The sequence below is a fragment of the Chromobacterium sphagni genome, assembly GCF_001855555.1.
Classification (GTDB): domain Bacteria; phylum Pseudomonadota; class Gammaproteobacteria; order Burkholderiales; family Chromobacteriaceae; genus Chromobacterium; species Chromobacterium sphagni.
Genome location: NZ_MKCT01000001.1, coordinates 234,871 through 251,376, shown reverse-complemented (window position 1 = coordinate 251,376; position 16,506 = coordinate 234,871). Strand labels below are relative to the sequence as shown.

Sequence of the window (16,506 nt, the reverse complement as noted above, 5' to 3'; positions counted from 1 at the left end):
CTGGCTGCTGGCGGCCTTGCTCTCAGTCTTTCCATCCTGCTTACGGGCGGGATCTGGCCGCTGTGAAAGTCGGTCCGGCCAGTCAGGCGGCGCCGGCAGCGAGCGACCGCCTGGCATGATCCGTCCTTAAGAAATTTATATGACTTTGTTATTGAGATGGGCGGCGATGCGCAGCCTATCCGGTCGGCGGCTTGGTTGCAGACGCCGGATGGTTATCGCCCCGACAGGGCTCTGTTGCACAAATCCCAGGCAGGACGAGTTTCCCCTTTCCCCAAACCGATTTATGCCATAGCCACCGTGCACGGCCGGCCCCGCATGCTGAAGTGGTTCAAGATCGCTGCGCGCACTTGCAGCTCTGCCACTTGACCATCGAAACGCCGTGCCGTCACCCTTTCCCCCAACCGTTTGAAGCAATGTATCTTAGTTTCCACCAAGCTGCGGCGATGATAGCCGCTCCAGCGTTTCCAGATTGCCCTGCCTAGTCGCTTGGTCGCCCGCAGAATCTCGTTGCGAGCCCGCACACCCAGCGAATTTCCTTTCCACGGTCTCGCATTCTTGCGGGTCGGAATGCATCCGGTTGCGCCTCGCGCGGCAATCGTCTCATGACATGCCTTGGTATCAAAAGCCCCATCCCCGCTCACGCAGGCTATCGGCTCATCAGCCGGGATTTGCGCCAAGAGCGAAGGCAACATTTGCGCATCGCCCTGGCGGTTGTCTGTCACTTCAATGGCGCGGATTTGCAGGGTTTCCGCATCGATGCCCAGATGCACCTTACGCCATTGCAGGCGGTATTCCGCGCCGTGCTTCTTGGTTTTCCATTCGCCTTCGCCCAGCATCTTGATGCCTGTGCTATCCACCAGCAGGTGCAGCGCGCCCGAGCCTTTCTGGTAGGGAATTTGGACCTGCAGCGTTTGCTGCCGTCTGGATAGCGTGCTGTAGTCGGGGACGCTCCAGTCCAGGCCCGCCAGCTTGAGCAGGCTTTGGATGAAACCGATGGTCTGCCGCAAAGGCAGTCCAAACAGGTTCTTGATAGTCAAACAGAACTGAATAGCTACATCGCTATAGGTCTGCGTCCGTCCGCGCCTGCCCTGCGGAGTCGCTTGCCATGACATGGTTGTGTCGAATCAGACGGACAGAGAGCCGCGTCGGATCAGGGCTTGGTTGTAGGCTTTCCAGTTGGTCGTTCGGTAGCGTTTTGGAGCGGGCTTGGTCATGCCGCTATCTTACCAAGCTGCGGTGGGTGAGTATTTGTGCAACAAAGCCCTGACCCACTACCGGAGCTACGAGGAGGCGCGTACGGATGTGTTTGATTACATCCGCTTTTACAATCACCAACGCCGTCATTCGACTCTGGGGTATCTGACCCCGGTTGAGTTCGAACGCCGCCGCTCAGAGCTTAGTGCTTAACCCTCTGTCCATGGGGAGTGGGACAGACCAGCTCTCTGTCCGTCTGGTTCGACACAACCATGTCATGGCAGGCGACTCCGCAGGGCAAGCGCGGACGGACACAGACCTATAGCGATGTAGCTATTCAGTTCTGTTTGACCATCAAGAACCTATTTGGACTGCCTTTGCGGCAAACCATCGGTTTCATCCAAAGCCTGCTCAAGCTGGCGGGCCTGGACTGGAGCGTCCCCGACTACAGCACGCTATCCAGACGGCAGCAAACGCTGCAGGTCCAAATTCCCTACCAGAAAGGCTCGGGCGCGCTGCACCTACTGGTGGATAGCACAGGCATCAAGATGTTGGGCGAAGGCGAATGGAAAACCAAGAAGCATGGTGCGGAATATCGCCGGCAATGGCGCAAGGTACATCTGGGCATCGATGCGGAAACCTTGCAAATCCGTGCCATTGAAGTCACGGACAACCGCCAGGGCGATGCGCAAATGTTGCCTTCGCTATTGGCGCAAATCCCGGCCGACGAGCCGATAGCCTGCGTGAGCGGGGATGGGGCTTTTGATACCAAGGCATGTCATGAGGCGATTGCCGCGCGAGGCGCAACCGGATGTATTCCGACCCGCAGGAATGCGAGACCGTGGAAAGGAAATTCGCTGGGTGTACTGGCTCGCAACGAGATTCTGCGGGCGACCAAGCGACTAGGCAGGGCAATCTGGAAACGCTGGAGCGGCTATCATCGCCGCAGCTTGGTGGAAACTAAGATGCATTGCTTCAAACGGTTGGGGGAAAGGGTGACGGCCCGGCGTTTCGATGGTCAAGTGGCAGAGCTGCAAGTGCGCGCAGCGATCTTGAGCCGCTTCAGCATGCTGGGCCGGCCGTGCACGGTGGCTATGGCATAAATCGGTTTGGGGAAAGGGGAAACTCGTCCTGCCTGGGATTTGTGCAACAGAGCCATTGCTGACTCTTGAGGGCGTCAGTCAGCGGCGCGGCCGGGTCGCTGTCGCAGCGGCCGGTCAGGATGGCCAGGCGGAAGACGGCTGAGCAGCGTTGCCGCAGGCGCTTGGTGGTGTCGATATTGCCGGCGCTTTCCACCTTGCGCAGCACTTCCAGCAGCTCCAGCGGGCGAATCTCGCTGATGGGCCTGTCCCCGATGTAGGGGAAGATGTGGGTCTTCATGGCGGACAGAACGCGCTCGCTGTGGGCGGCGGACCATTCGTGACTTTCCCTTTCATGCCACTCCAGCGCGATGGCTTCAAATGTGTTGGCGGCCGCTGCCAGCTTGATCACCTTATCCATCTTGCGCATCGCAGCTGGGTCTTCGCCATCGGCGATCTGCTTGCGGGCGTCATCGCGCTTCAGTCTGGCTGCCTTCAGGCTCACTTCCGGATAGACGCCCAGCGCCAACAGCTTCTCTTTGCCATTGATCCGATACTTCAGCCGCCAATACTTCGCGCCGGTGGGCATGACCCATAGCGACAGCCCTTGTCCATCCGTGAGCTTGAGGTGTTTGCCATCCTCGCGTGGTTTGGCGCTTTTGATGGCGGCGTCGGTAAGGGGCATGGGGGTACTCCTTGTTGTGGGGGTATCGAAATGTGGGGGTACACAAGATACCACCAATCATACCCCCACGTACCCCCACGTACCCCCGGCTTTGCTTGGATGGCTTTGGACGGCTTTGGACGTAAAAAAACCCGCAGAGCCTTATTTGGCGCGGGTTTGTGGACTTTCTCGGATTGCTTTGGAAGTGTGGGTGGTGCCCCGACAGCAATAGAAATGGTCAATTAAACTGTTGTATTTTTTGTCGTTTGTGTGGGGTTGTGCAAGGATATATACACGAATCTATGCACACTTTCTTCATGCTGGGGGCTTGCGGCAGTCTTCCAGGAGGCTGGACAGCGACTTGCGAGAAAGTGGCCCATGATCGGCCAGCCTGCTGGGCAAGGTGAGGTGTTCGCGGGTTGAGGGGCGTTTTTTGACATCGGCCTCTGGATGAGCGTCCCCATGGCAGTGCCTATCTAACCCCCCCCTCCCTGAAAAATGCTCCCCATAAAAATCCGTGACTAGGCACGCGGTCTAGTCGAATGATGGCCAGACTTTTACCTACCCCCCCTAACTATGCGAATCTTGCTCATGGGTAGCCCTGGGGCCACCTATATGAATATTCCCAAGGGCAGGGGGATTTTTTGCCATCCTCTTTCTTGATTGCTTTATGGTGGGCCAATTTAGACCCCCCCCTATGAATTTCCACCATGGGGATATGTCTGGTTAGGCACGCGGTCTTGTTTTGCGGTGCTCCCGCGAGGAATTCTACCCCCTACCTGTCTTCACCTTTCATTCACTTTCAGATGCTGCCCCTGGCAACGCATCGTAGCTCTGATCACCTGTACTTTATGGAGTGTGTAGGGTGGGGGGGCGAGGCATGGCCAGTGCAAGTCATGCCGCGGCTGATAGCCCTAATCTTCTTTTACGGGAGTTTTTCCAATTCTACTAAAAAATGGTAGTGACACTAGTGACGTAGTGACATCTTTGATTTTAAAATGGAATTGAAATTACACTGTAGTGACATTCAGAGAGTGTCACTAGTGACAGTTGAACGATCAGTCTCTATTTTTCAGACTTTATTTTTTTGTATATGCTACTTTCAATTGGGCTTTGGCGAATGGTAATTAACTGTTTGTTAGGCATAATAATTTGGTACTTAAAATCTAATTTATCCACGCCTGAGGATATGTGAAGTTGACATGTTTTGGAATTGAATTCCCATTTTTTGTCAGAATATTCAGGTCTTTCATTTCTCCAACTATTGAATGAATGGTCTTTGTTTAGCTCGAAAGTGTCAAACTCTGCATCCCGTATTCCATTCCAACTGCCGATGAGCATTGGCTCTTGTATTGTGCAGGTCTGAGAGGACTTATATATAAGTCCTTCTACTTCAGAAACTCTTTTTGAGTAGACTTGAACTAGGCAAGTTAAGTCTTCGCATTTGTCTCTGTAATTTTTAAGCCATGAGCGCTGCTCACTTATTAGTGATGCTTTGTTTGTTGTAATTAATAATGCAGTTCTATATTTCTCATTCAAGATGCTATCTTTATGTGATAGCTCTGGTGAGTCGCAAATTATTATTTCCGTGTTTGAGCTTTTTGCAGAGCAATTAATTGCCCATGCACTATTGCTTATCCAAAGTAGTGCCGTAATGGTAATCGCCGTAATGGCTTTCATGTTTTTATTCGCAGCGCTATGTCTTGTGGGTGAGGTGAGTCCTTTGTGTCGATCTTTAAGCCTGGTTTCGTAATTTTTACTTTTTAAAATGATCATTGATAGGTTAACTAAACTGGCGCGTATCTAAATGTTTCAGTTTAAGTTTTGCAAGTGATATTCGAGCGGACTTGGTAAAATATTTAACTTTTGCCAGGATTTAGAAAATTAGGGGCGCTTGCATCTGGCGTAATTTTCTGGCCTTTTGCCTTCATCTTTTCCCGCGAGAATAGATTTTTTTAATTCCAAGAAGTCTATTTTTGCGCCTTCATCTGTTACCCATGACTCTGAGGTCTCCCAATTTCCTGCGCACAAATTGATACTTCCTGAGTAAAGAATGCATCCATTTTTGCGTTCGATAAATACGCAGCTTGCTACATCATGGTAGCTTTTTCCATTGTCGGGATCGTCAAGAATGCCATATGTAGCAACTGTCAGAGTCAGGATTTTATTTTTATCTCCTGATACGTTCTCTAAGTTGTAAGGCTCGCCAAGGAATTTGAGTATGTCTTTATTTGTGCGTCCCTCTTTTATTCGTAGTTTATTATCAAACTTTCTATGTGAAAGCTTTGCTGTTAGCTTGTCAGATATTTTCAATTTTTCTATAAATAGGGGGCTGTTAGGTATAGTTTCGGCCCCTGCTTGCATAGAAAATCCAGTCAGAAACGTAACAAGCAAGATTAAATTTTTCATGTTTTAGCCTTTAGTTTTTTAAATCTTAATGGCATGTCTGTTCCCTGCCTAGCATTACCATAAATCTCCAGAACGCCAGATTCGATTTTAGCGTGATTTGTACCCCAGGTCGCGGGATCAGGCTTTACATCTGGATGCTTTGCTATGTAAGCATGAACAGCCGACTTTATGTCTGTAGTCACATATGCAGGTCTGTTTACATGCTGATCAAGTGCAGTGGCCCTTCCAAGTTCAGACTTAAGGTAGTCTGAAACCTTACCACTAATCTTTCCATCAGTAATTTTTAAGTTCATTACCAGCCTGAGCCGTTTTATAAAGTCTTGAACCTGATGTTCTAAAAAATATTCATGCTTCAGGGCTTTGATAATTGCTGCCAATGGGCGAGATTCTTGTTTTTCTTTTTTAGAGTTGGTTTTTTTATTAAATTTACTGGAGTCACGTAACAAGTTTTTAAGCTCTACAGCTGTTATCTTATTTCCTCCAGTTAACTCCTTGTCTTTGTAATACATCTTTCGATCTATAGGGCCTTTCCCCTCAACGGTCCAGCCACAATTTTCAAAAAGAGATTGATATAACTCTGGATGCTTTTCTTTAAAGTCAGCGACCTGGGCGGGGAACTCTCCAGCTCCAGTTGGAGAAATTGTTTTCTGCATCGCTCCTGCAGTTAGTATTTGGTTATCATACGACTGCACGGAGTCCATATTTCCTTCGTTTGCAGACATTATGATAATGACTCGCTTTTCTGACTCGGTAACTTCTCCATTTTTTATCATGGTGGCCCAGCCTGGGTATTGATCAATTGGTAATTCTCCATGGTATACCGGGCCATAGGTTGAGCCATATTTCGTGCAACTTATAATCTCACCATAATCGCATCCGCAATCGTGACATACGGGCACAACAACCGTAGATTTGGTCAGATCTTCGTTGTTTGTTTTGATATTTTCTTTTGCTAGTTTTACGGTTGCCACAATTGTTAATCCCTGACAATAGCTTTGATTATCTTTAATGGTCTGGCCGTGTTGATCCGTTCAGTTTTGCCTTCCGCATCAGTAACACCCTTGAAAATCCACCCATTCTCCATGTGAACTTCATAGTTTTTACCAGCCAACGGTGCCTTGGTTATTTCATCGACAAATGTCAGGCTTTCATCATGCTCTGGGAATATGGGAAGTCCAACGGGCGTTGTTAGCCGGGCTGGGCCGCTAAATGCGTGGCTTGCACCCTTGATGCTGATAGTGCCGGGGGCGTGTACTTCAATATTGCCGCCCTTAAGGCGGATGTAAGCGCCACCACTTACAAGAAGCAGTTCCTGCTCAGCTGCGACATGAACGAAGCCTTTAGCTGATGTGATAGTTACATCCTTATCAGCGGTCAGCTCCATCGCATCACTCTGAGCTTGTATTTGAATTTTGCCTTTGGCCGCGATCAGCTTCATCGCAACTTTGTCTTTTACCCCCGTTACGAACAAGCTGATGTTCTTGCCCACGTTGTGAATCCAGCGCCGTCCGGTGGTGTGATTGGCATCGCGTTGGGCGACTAGATTCAGATTGGTGCCTGTTGCCAGTGTTTGGCTCTGTTCGGTCAAGCTGGCAATGCCGGCGGGGGCGGACAGGATCAGCTGTGGCTGTTGTCCAGTTTGCTCCTTGGCGGTCTTGCCGTCTTTGTCGGTATTGGAGCCGGCTTCCCAGGCGGCCAGGGCATCCAGTTGATGCAACATGTGGCCCTTGGCCTTCTTGCCGCTTTTGGTGTTGCCCTCGCCGATTCCATCCGGGCCGGTTTCCATGGCGTCGGCCAGCTGTGCGGTAGCGGTCTCCGCCAGTGCTTGACTCAAGGCGACTGCGGATTGCAGCTGGCTTTGCGCATGTTCGCGCGCCAGTTGTATGCCGCCTGCGCCGTTCTGCGCCTCGGTGGACAGCAATAGGCCGTGCGCGGCGCGAATGGCCCCGTGGTTGTCGGTGCGCAGTTCGAAGCCTTCGCCGCGAGGCTGGGCCTTGCCGTCGCTGCGCGGGTGGGTCAAAAAGCCTTGGTTGAGCTGGGTCTTGCCGGATTCGCTGGATAGCTTGGCGCGCACTTCGCCGGGGGTGTCGTCGAACAACAGTTCGCTGTAGCTGCCGCCCTGGTGTTCCTTGGACTTGATGCCGGACAGCGTCTTGTTGGCCGGTAGGCTGCCGGCTCCGCTGAAGTCCGGCGGCGGGTGGCTGCCGTTGTACAGCACGCCGGTAACCAAGGGCCGGTCGATGTCGCCTTCGATGAAGTCCACCAGCACTTCTTGCCCGATGCGCGGAATGAACTGGTGGCCCCAGGCCGCGCCGGCTGAAGGCATGGTTACCCGTAGCCAGCAGGACGACTTGTCGTCCATGCCTGCGCCTATGGTGGGATGTTCCTTCGGGCGCTGCCAATGGAATTGCACTTTCACCCGGCCATATTGATCGGTATGGATTTCTTCCCCGGCAGGGCCAACCACCGTGGCGGTTTGCTTGCCTAGGCTGGTGGGCTTGGCGTGCGGGGTATCGGCATAGGCGGGCGTCAGCGGAATGCCACGTCTTTGCGCCTGGAATTCGGTTTGAAAAGGCGTGCCGGTGCTGTCTGCTGCCATCAAGCCCAAGCCGGGAGCGGCGGCCTGCAGCTGCTGGGTAAGATCGCCAGGCAGGTTGTTGCGGGCGTGGATACGCTGCTGAGTGACGACGAATTCGCGCTGCTCGTGGCTGTCGCCATCATGGGCCGGATGGTCGTCCAGCCGGAACCATTCTCCGGCTTGCAGACCGCGCACCGCGCCATTGCCGGTAAAGGCCTTGGCCTGCAGGTCATGCGCTTGCTGCCGCAACTGGGCATAGCGGCTGAGCTGGTCGGCATCGCTGGCGTAGTAGAGGCCGGGGGCGTCGTAATGGCTAAGGCTGCTTTGCAGCGCCTGGCCGGCTTGTCCCTGGTCCACCTGGCTTGTGTCGCTGCTGTGGCTGGTACTGGTGGGCTGGTAATCGTAACTGGCCAGCGCCACGCCGCCGGCGACGATCTGGCGCGCGGCCTGCCAGTCGGTCAGGCCGTCTTGTTCCTCGGTGGCGTCGGCGCGGTGGAAACGCACCCGCTCAAGCGGGCTGGCCGGCAGGCTATAGGCGTCGTCAAACACGACTAGCAGCACTTGCGGGCTATCGCCATCAATGTGCTGAAAGCGCCAGGCGTAGCCTTCCTCATGCATCAGCCTGACGATGAAGTCATAGTCGCTTTCGCGGTATTGCAGGCAATAGCTGCGCGGCTGAGCCTGGTCAACCTTGATGTCCAGCGTTTGCACGCGGGCAAACGCCGGGTTAGCGGCCTGATGTTCTGTGATGATCTGCTTGATGATGTCCGGAACGCTCAAGTCCTGGAACACCCTGGAGCTGCGGCGGTGGCGCAGCAGGGCGAACGGCGGCTCTACCGTCAGCCCGTATTTGGCAAAGCCGCCATCACTGCCCAGCAGCTTGGCCTGACTGATGACGCCGCAACGCACGCTTTCGCCGCCGTTGGCGTCGGTGATGCCGATGCGCGCCGGCTGGCCCAGCAGGGTTTTAAGCTCAATGCCGCCATCCGGCGACAGGCATTCCACTGTATAGCGATAGGGCTGGGAAATACCTTCCTCGCCTTCCAACTGGTGCGGCAATAGCTGTTCCGCGCCGACTTGATCGCCGGCTATGGCTAGGGTGAGGTGGCGGTTGGCTTGGGAAAAGGCGGAAGCGAAGCTGGCAAGCAGTTGATTAATGTCCATGACTGTTGGCCAATGCAAAAATACCCTCAGGGCGAGGGTATGGAGGTTAGGCAGAATCGAACATATTAGTTGCAATGAACACCATCAGGCAATGCTGAAATAGGCTGTTCGGCACTGAGCTGCACTTCTGGACAGGGGGTGTGACTGTCGAGCAAGCTTCTTGCCCGGCGCAAGCATGTGAAGGGTTGCTAATCGCTCACTTGGATTTGTCCACCAGCTTGCGAGACAACGCTTTCAACTGATCCAACACGAACAGCCGGTCTGCCTCATCCAGTGGGGCAATCTCGTCTTTGACGGCCTCCACCAGCGAGGCCAGCTCAACAGAGGCCCCAGTCAGGAACTGTGCCAGTGGCACGTCCAGAATCCCGGCCAGTTTGTCCAAGGTCTTCAAGCCAGGCAGCGCCGCCCCTCGTTCTATCCGCGACAACGATTCCGTTTCAATTTCCAAGTGCTCCGCCACTTGGCGCTGTGTCAGCCCGCGAGACTCCCGCGCCTGCTTGATGTTGCTGCCTACTCGAACTTCCAAGAGCTTGCCCATAGCACTAGATGTTTCATGTTGATCTATGAGCTATGACGTTGCCTGATCTTGACTTGCCATAGAATGACGTAATATGTTTATATTAGATGTATTACGTTCATTTTGTGGCCAAGTGTCAGACTAGCTGTAGGGCTGAGGGGGGCGCAGGCCGGTTCGGGTTTCACAACGTACAAGGAATCTGTGATGACTAAGATGGTGTGTCCGGAGTGCAAGGGAGCAGGGGAGGTGCCCTGCACCTTGGCGTTTGGCTACAAGGAACATCCACCGTTCTGCCCGCTGTGTAAAGGCGATGCCGAGGTGCGTATTCCATGCGAAATGTGTGAAGGGGAGGGCAGGATTCATATTTGACTCATGCCAAGTTGGACGCACTTCTGGCAGGCAGCTTGGTCACGTTCGGCACGGTCGATAGCTTTCTTATGGTAGTTCCTCAGCCAAAACGGACGCTCGGACTTAGGTCTGTAGTGGTGTCAGCGTTGAGCGAGCAGTTAGGCTGGGGCGCATAAGCATAGTGTTGCGCTTACAGTCTGAATGCAGACTGGTGCAGCGCAACCTCGGTCAGTTTGTGGGGCCGCTTTGTCTACTTGGCGTTGATATAAATCGGTATATATATTGGGCCTGGATTGCAATTTATGGCCGTGGGTAGAAGTTGCGGCTCTTGGTATTCAACCATGCCTTTCAGTAAGGGGTAGTTGGTATCGATGTATTTTGTGGCGGCCTTCAAATCGCGCCGATAGTGAACCTCCAACTTGTCCTCTTTGAATTTATAGTCCACTGAGCCGATATAGATAACCTTGCCCTTTGGAATTTGAAAAACGAAAGTTTTTGCTGCCTTGCATGGAGAGAAGTCTCGACCAAGAAATGCGGTGCTGTCATCTGAAATGAGTCTTACATTCGTGATGGCAAGTACATCTCCCGCTGATGCCTTGCCTACGATGAACCCGTCTTTCGCTGCACCGTAAAGTGCTGCGGGCAAGAATGCATTCTGACGAAAAACGCCATCTTCGACAGTTCCAGGAAATGCAGATATACGGTGATTCGCTGGCGTGACCCCTATTACAAAAATAGACTCGCTCACTGTGGGTGGGCTCGCCTTGGCATCTAGTCGCCCCAGAGACGTGCAGCCAGGTAATACAGCCAGGGACAAGAGAGTTGCAAGAAGTAGTTTCATAGTGATCGGAGATTTATTGATGGTCTAACGTTAAAGAGCTAAATGAAGAGGTCCGATAGGGCCTCTTTTCGCTTGTGGTTTCTTGTGGGAAGGGTAGGTGTCGATGGGCTACTATTCGGCCAAAGCAGAAATTAATGTTCGGCTTTTCAATGTCGGCACGCCATCGCATTGCAGACACTAACGTCTAAGCTCAGGGGCACTGCGCGGCTTTATTGCGCAGAATTCCATGGAGCGTAGTGTTAGCCAGTCGCTCACCACTGCCGCTCCATTGAAAGCAAATAGGAATACGGACTCTCGATTCTCGCCCGGCGGCGTTGATTTGCTAATAGCACCGCTGACGCGGTAAGCGAGATTCCAGCACCAGCAAGCAATGCTACTGAGTTAGGAATACCTGCAAGGATCGCAGCAGAGGTTGGAGCTGCCGAAAAGAAAGAGACCTTTAGCAGTCCGTTGAGTCCAGCATCCCAGCTTTGGGCTTGAAGTGACTCGCGGAGGCTGCGCATTGCTGGTAATACGTCGGCGTGGTACTGATCTGAAACGGCTTGTCTCAGTGCTTCTATTGGTACATCCTTTGGCAAGTCGGTGGTAAGCCGAGCAACCTCTCGGCGGAACACAGACAACTCCTCCTTGTGATCCTTCTTGAACTTGAGTATCTCCTTCACCGAAAGGTTCTCGGGCAAAGAAATTCCTTGCACCATAAGATCAATGAGCAAGCTCGGTGCAACGTCTGTTGGCAAAGAGCGTCTCGGACCCAATGCATCAAAATGGCGACCGATTCGTCGATTGCCAGATGTGCCAAGCGGCTTTCCTTTGCGTACAGCAATCGCTAACTGGTCTGCTGCAGACGACTCGGTGACTAACCCCAACCCCAGTCGCTGAGCCAATTGAGATGCGAGCAACGTCATGTAGAAGTTGGCAAAGCCAGGCGCAACATGAAACCATCCGTCATCATCTAATCCTCTCTCAAGTTCTGAGCGAATCATGTACGGCAGCTTTTCTGCGTGGATATGGGCTAGCTCGCGCAATTCATACGACATTTTGTCCGGATGAATTCGACGGGTCGGATATTTGTCGGTGTCAAACATGACGCCAGCTGAGGCTGGGTCGGTAAGAAAGTCGAGAACTTTGTCTGTGAGTTCCTCGACTTCATCCATATCCGATGAAACCCGAACGGGCTCAAGTACGCCCTCGTCGCAAAGAGTGCGCGCAAAATCGTTCAAGTAGGGATCGCGATGCGAAACCGGGACTATTGTTCGGATGGAGTCCCAGAACAGCGCCGCGCTTCGCAGCCATCGTTCATCCTTTATGTCGATGTATGGGTAGTAAAGCGCTGAGGAGAATGCTATTGGCACTGAGTTTCCTCCGTGATAGTTGTTCGGTTGGCTAACGCCCGAGGTAAGCGGCGCCGGAGTGCGAAGCACGGAGGGCACCAACAAGCGTAGCTTGCTAACGTCCGCTTGACCAATCTGTTAGGCCGGATTTATTCGTCGGGCTCATTGCTTTTGACCTGTGCCGATGTAGAGCCCGAGGAATTTGTGATGCGCAGGAACTCGCTGAATAGTGACGCGGCGTCATTGGTCACCAAAGTCCGGTCCCCCTTGCCATCAGCCACTGCCAATCTTTCTCTTAACGCTTCGTTGGAGCTGGCTAGGGCCCTGATTTGATGCACAGCGGCTTCCGTTGCACTAACAAGAAGGTCTGCCTTTATCGTGACAAACCGTCCAGGTACTACACGTTCCAACGCTTGCTGCGTAATCAAAGCGTCATCGGCTCCGAACGAGTATGCCATTGCTTTAGCCTTGCCGTTTTTACTTAGGTCTGACTCCCAGTCCAAGGTTATGAAGAGTTGAGCAGCGGGCTGCGTAAAGATCTAATGCAGCGCAGTCGAGGGCACTACCGGGCAAAAGATGTTGTTCACAAAAGTGAATGAACCGATCTTTCACTCCTGACATTGCTCCACCGTAAGCTGCCCATGCGAGTGCGTCCAGCAACGTGTAGTTGAGCGTCAGCATTGGAACATCTAGTCCCTGACTTCTGCATAGGTCGATTGCTGCGACCATTTTGTCAAACGTCGGCTTGGCGAAGTGGCTCATTGGGGAGGCCTAACGTTGGAATTGCGTATTCAGCGGACGCCGAAGGCGGTCCGCTGGAATGATGGGTTGGGCGTCATTTTTCGGTGTGCTCGGCTACTTGAGACCGTAGTACTTGAGTAAGGCTTCTTTGACCACATCTGTGGCAACTGCAACTCCCATTTTCCAAGTGCCAGACGCAGCCTTCTTGAGATTCTCAACAAACCAGTTGCGCACTTGGGGACCCATGGGCTCCTCGTTGCTCTCAGGCATTTCCGAAGCAGCGAGACGAGCCAGCTCTTGGGCATCCTCTTCCGCCATGCCGGAACCAGTTAAAAACTGCGTCAAACTTCGTGCGTCATGAGGAGCCACCGCAACTTGGATCGTTGCCCCGTCGCCGGTGGCCGCGATTGATGTAAAGTTGCCGTAGATGATTTGTTGGGCAATTTGCGTTGCTGCGGCCGCGCTAGGCACAGATGGCAAAGCAGCAGGGCCTATCACCACAGCAGCAGCATCTGGCACAGACTTCTCAAGTTCAAGAGTGAGTTCGAGTACGCGACTGCGCACTGCGTGCCGAATTGAGGCAAGTGATGACCGCGGGATGGTTCCAGTGACCGAATTGCAGGCGTAGTCTGGATACACCTTGCCTTGAAACAGAAGGATAAGGTCGGCGGCATTGATTCCTAAGTGGCCGCCTTCTTCGGCTGTGGCCAGCAAATCGTCCACTGCTGCAATGCTCTCCCGCATTTCGTTGCGTACCCATTGCTCCCCAGCGAACTTCTTCACTAAGTACGGTGAGATAGGCGCATTCTTGATCCCGGACCCAAACGGTCCGGAAAAATTCGCTGTGTAGCTGACCGGAATAAATCGATAGTCTGGAAGTTCCGCATCCCGCGGGTACCCTTCCGACTCGTGCCGCACCCATTCTGCGAGGGGCTGACTTCCGATCCGAGCTGCCAATAGCCGAAGTCTCAGAAGTATTGGTCCAAGGTCCGCCCCCTCCTGGAGTACCGCAGCTTGGATTTCATGAAGAAGGCTCATGCGCGCTCCCTGAATGACGGCCAATATGAAATATATATCCATGCAGGAGGCATGCCCGAAATTCTGTGTAAATCAGTCACTGCCCATCAACCTGCCGAAAGACTGCTTCGGCCGAGAAGCAGCCAATACTAGGTTTCCGTCAGCTATTCGGCCAAAGCCTCCTGTCAGCGTGGCAATGGATGATGGCCGATTTACATGGAAATCCAGACCTTCCAAGTAATGAACACCCGTCGATGCGGGCATCAGTCGAACCGATTAAGCCGATAATCGGTGGCACATGCTCGGCTTGGTGCTATCCGCTCTTGCATGGCTTGAGAGATGACTTTTGGGTATTATGGTCTAAGCTATGTCACTAGTTGCATGCGAAGAAGGGGATGCCCATGTTTTTCGCGCATTCTGACGACACAAATGATGATTGTAACTGGCAGCCTCTGGCGGAGCACTTGTTTGGTGTGGGGCGTCTGGCTGGGGGCTTTGCAGAGGCGTTTGGCGCAGCTCCCTTAGCTGAGGTTGCCGGCTGTCTTCACGATCTGGGCAAATACACTGCCGAATTCCAGAGTCGGCTGCGCGGTGGCCGTCCAGTCGACCACGCGAGCTGGGGGGCGGTAGTGGCCCGCCAGAAATATAAGTCTTTGGGGACGCTGCTCGCTTATGGGATCGCCGGCCACCACGCCGGCCTGGCGAATGGCCGCGAGCGAGGAGAGCGGACTCCGCTTCAGGAGCGGCTGAGCGCGGACTTACCGAAGCTGGATCCGCAATGGCAACAGGAAGTCTCGCTGCCGGATATCTTGCCGCCGCCAAACGACTTTCGGCCAGACAAGGCACTGGCTGGTTTTCAGCAGTCGTTTTTGGCCCGCATGCTTTTCTCCTGCGTGGTGGATGCCGACTTTCTCGATACCGAGGCTTATTACCGCCGGCTTGATGCCAACCCCAAGCCGCTACGCGGCTCCCCGGTGGAGCTACGGCAGCTGCGGGAAAAGCTGGATGACCATTTGACCGGCTTCATAGTGGATAGCGAGGTCAACCGCCTGCGCGGTGAAATCCTGAGTGGCGTTCGTGGCAAGGCGGAGCAGCCGCCTGGCCTATTTTCGTTGACGGTGCCTACCGGCGGCGGCAAGACGCTGGCCTCGTTGGCGTTTGCGCTTGATCACGCCATTGCCAACGGCCTGCGCCGAATCATTTTCGTCATCCCTTTCACCAGCATTGTTGAGCAGACAGCGGCGGTGTTCCGCAAAGCCTTCGGCGAGTGGGGCGAACTGGCAGTGTTAGAGCACCACAGCGCCTTCGTTGACGACCCGAACAAAGCCCCCGAGGCCCGCGATAAGCTGGCACTGGCGATGGAAAACTGGGACTGGCCAGTGGTGGTCACCACCTCGGTGCAATTCTTTGAAAGCCTGTTCGCTGCCAGGCCCTCCCGTTGCCGCAAACTGCACAATATCGCCGGCAGCGTGGTGATACTGGATGAAGCCCAGGCCTTGCCGTTAGTCCAATTGCGGCCCTGCGTGGCGGTGCTGGGCGAGCTGGCGCGCAATTATCGCAGCAGCATTGTGCTGTGTACCGCCACCCAGCCGGCCCTGCTGGCGCAGGATTTTCCGGGCGGCTTTGATGACGTCGTCGAATTGGCACCCGATCCACCACGGCTGTTCCGCGCGTTGGAGCGCGTCACGGTGCGGCATATCGGCGAAGTGAACGATGCTGCGCTGGCCGCGCGGTTTGCAGAAACACCGCAGGCCTTGTGCATCGTAAACAACCGCCGTCATGCCCGCGAACTGTACCGACTGATCGCCGATTTGCCCGGTGCCCGCCATCTGACCACGCTGATGTGCGCGCGCCACCGCAGCCAGGCGCTGGCCGCCATCAAAGCCGATTTGCGCGCGGGGCGTCCTGTCCGCCTGGTCGCTACCAGCTTGATCGAAGCTGGCGTAGATATCGATTTCCCCACCGTCTGGCGCGCCGAGGCTGGCTTGGATGCCATTGCCCAGGCTGCTGGCCGCTGTAACCGAGAGGGGCAGCGCATCGCTGCGGGCAGCGAGGTGCTGATCTTCAGCAACCAGTCTTGGCCGCCACCGCCGGAGCTGAGGCAAGCAGCCCAGGCCGCCGCAGAGGTATGGCGCCGGCCATCCGGCTCGCCCTTGGCGCAGCAGGCTATTCAGGAATATTTCAGGCAGCTGTATTGGGACAAGGGCGAGAAGGCGCTGGACAAGCATGGCCTATTGGCGCTGCTGTCCGCCAGCGGCGTCGACAACCTGCCCATGGAGCAGCTGGACCGGGACTTCCGCATGATCGAATCGGCGCTGATGCCGGTCATCGTGCCATTTGATGATGTCGCATGCACGGCGCTTGCCAAACTGGCCTATGCGGAAGGTTGCGGCCAGCTGGCACGCGATCTGCAGCCCTATCTGGTGCAAGTTCCGCGCAATGCCTTCGCCGCGCTACGCGCGGTGGGTGCTATCCAGCCGGTAAACCCCCTCCGCTTTGGCGATCAATTCATGCAACTGCTCAATCCGGCGCTCTATGACGCCAAGCACGGCCTGAGCTGGGAGGATCCCGCTTTCATCGAGGCGGAAAAGACTATTTGGTGATCTGACACTTCATATCAAGG

The 16,506-nt window shown here is 54.2% G+C and carries 12 protein-coding genes and 2 pseudogenes; 3 read left to right on the top strand and 11 right to left on the bottom strand.

Annotation, left to right across the window (positions count from 1 at the left end; genetic code table 11):
• Positions 1 to 281 precede the first annotated feature (281 nt).
• Positions 282 to 1,214, bottom strand: a pseudogene (locus tag BI344_RS01115) (IS5 family transposase).
• A 58-nt stretch (positions 1,215 to 1,272) separates the two neighbouring features.
• On the opposite strand from BI344_RS01115, the pseudogene BI344_RS01110 reads away from it, so the two are divergent.
• Together BI344_RS01110 and BI344_RS01105 are read left to right on the top strand one after the other, a co-directional pair.
• A pseudogene (locus BI344_RS01110) lies at positions 1,273 to 1,407 on the top strand (IS3 family transposase); the annotation flags it as partial.
• 17 nt (positions 1,408 to 1,424) lie between these two features.
• Positions 1,425 to 2,297, top strand: coding sequence for an IS5 family transposase (locus BI344_RS01105; protein ID WP_071111127.1), 873 nt, complete (start codon positions 1,425 to 1,427; stop codon positions 2,295 to 2,297).
• Here the strand turns inward: BI344_RS01105 and BI344_RS01100 are convergent.
• From BI344_RS01100 to BI344_RS01070, 10 genes are all read right to left on the bottom strand, one after another.
• Positions 2,287 to 2,958 (bottom strand): tyrosine-type recombinase/integrase, encoded by a 672-nt coding sequence (locus tag BI344_RS01100; RefSeq protein WP_071111126.1) that lies wholly within the window; start codon positions 2,956 to 2,958, stop codon positions 2,287 to 2,289. The genes BI344_RS01105 and BI344_RS01100 overlap by 11 nt on opposite strands.
• Before the next feature lie 1,044 nt (positions 2,959 to 4,002).
• On the bottom strand, positions 4,003 to 4,617 hold the full coding sequence (locus tag BI344_RS23575) for a lysozyme inhibitor LprI family protein (protein WP_139166848.1): 615 nt from the start codon (positions 4,615 to 4,617) through the stop codon (positions 4,003 to 4,005).
• 204 nt (positions 4,618 to 4,821) lie between these two features.
• Positions 4,822 to 5,346, bottom strand: a complete 525-nt coding sequence (locus BI344_RS23570; RefSeq protein WP_139166847.1) for a hypothetical protein — start codon at positions 5,344 to 5,346, stop codon at positions 4,822 to 4,824.
• Entirely contained in the window at positions 5,343 to 6,317 is a 975-nt protein-coding gene (locus tag BI344_RS23565; RefSeq protein ID WP_139166846.1) for a calcium-binding protein, read from the bottom strand. Before BI344_RS23565 ends, BI344_RS23570 begins: the two co-directional genes overlap by 4 nt.
• A 5-nt stretch (positions 6,318 to 6,322) precedes the next feature.
• The gene (locus BI344_RS01095) at positions 6,323 to 9,088 is read right to left on the bottom strand and encodes a type VI secretion system Vgr family protein (RefSeq protein WP_083370017.1); all 2,766 of its coding nucleotides are present in this window, start codon (positions 9,086 to 9,088) and stop codon (positions 6,323 to 6,325) included.
• A gap of 196 nt (positions 9,089 to 9,284) precedes the next feature.
• Positions 9,285 to 9,626, bottom strand: coding sequence for a helix-turn-helix domain-containing protein (locus tag BI344_RS01090; RefSeq protein ID WP_071111125.1), 342 nt, complete (start codon positions 9,624 to 9,626; stop codon positions 9,285 to 9,287).
• 577 nt (positions 9,627 to 10,203) lie between these two features.
• The gene (locus BI344_RS23560) at positions 10,204 to 10,794 is read right to left on the bottom strand and encodes a hypothetical protein (protein WP_206600308.1); all 591 of its coding nucleotides are present in this window, start codon (positions 10,792 to 10,794) and stop codon (positions 10,204 to 10,206) included.
• Between the two features lie 251 nt (positions 10,795 to 11,045).
• Positions 11,046 to 12,146 (bottom strand): DUF6236 family protein, encoded by a 1,101-nt coding sequence (locus BI344_RS01080; protein ID WP_071111123.1) that lies wholly within the window; start codon positions 12,144 to 12,146, stop codon positions 11,046 to 11,048.
• 128 nt (positions 12,147 to 12,274) lie between these two features.
• Entirely contained in the window at positions 12,275 to 12,583 is a 309-nt protein-coding gene (locus tag BI344_RS01075; protein ID WP_071111122.1) for a hypothetical protein, read from the bottom strand.
• A 397-nt stretch (positions 12,584 to 12,980) separates the two neighbouring features.
• Positions 12,981 to 13,904 (bottom strand): AbiTii domain-containing protein, encoded by a 924-nt coding sequence (locus tag BI344_RS01070; protein WP_139166844.1) that lies wholly within the window; start codon positions 13,902 to 13,904, stop codon positions 12,981 to 12,983.
• A gap of 380 nt (positions 13,905 to 14,284) precedes the next feature.
• Between BI344_RS01070 and BI344_RS01065 the strand changes: the two genes are divergently transcribed.
• Entirely contained in the window at positions 14,285 to 16,486 is a 2,202-nt protein-coding gene (locus BI344_RS01065; RefSeq protein ID WP_241499224.1) for a CRISPR-associated endonuclease Cas3'', read from the top strand.
• Positions 16,487 to 16,506 lie beyond the last annotated feature (20 nt).

What these genes read in the sequence shown, in the direction of transcription:
- BI344_RS23575 (WP_139166848.1), bottom strand. Translation starts at nt 4,617, where the DNA reads ATGAAAGCCATTACGGCGATTACCATTACGGCACTACTTTGGATAAGC.
- BI344_RS23560 (WP_206600308.1), bottom strand. Translation starts at nt 10,794, where the DNA reads ATGAAACTACTTCTTGCAACTCTCTTGTCCCTGGCTGTATTACCTGGC.
- BI344_RS01100 (WP_071111126.1), bottom strand. Translation starts at nt 2,958, where the DNA reads ATGCCCCTTACCGACGCCGCCATCAAAAGCGCCAAACCACGCGAGGAT.
- BI344_RS01095 (WP_083370017.1), bottom strand. Translation starts at nt 9,088, where the DNA reads ATGGACATTAATCAACTGCTTGCCAGCTTCGCTTCCGCCTTTTCCCAA.
- BI344_RS01070 (WP_139166844.1), bottom strand. Translation starts at nt 13,904, where the DNA reads ATGAGCCTTCTTCATGAAATCCAAGCTGCGGTACTCCAGGAGGGGGCG.
- BI344_RS01065 (WP_241499224.1), top strand. Translation starts at nt 14,285, where the DNA reads ATGTTTTTCGCGCATTCTGACGACACAAATGATGATTGTAACTGGCAG.
- BI344_RS01075 (WP_071111122.1), bottom strand. Translation starts at nt 12,583, where the DNA reads ATGGCATACTCGTTCGGAGCCGATGACGCTTTGATTACGCAGCAAGCG.
- BI344_RS01090 (WP_071111125.1), bottom strand. Translation starts at nt 9,626, where the DNA reads ATGGGCAAGCTCTTGGAAGTTCGAGTAGGCAGCAACATCAAGCAGGCG.
- BI344_RS23570 (WP_139166847.1), bottom strand. Translation starts at nt 5,346, where the DNA reads ATGAAAAATTTAATCTTGCTTGTTACGTTTCTGACTGGATTTTCTATG.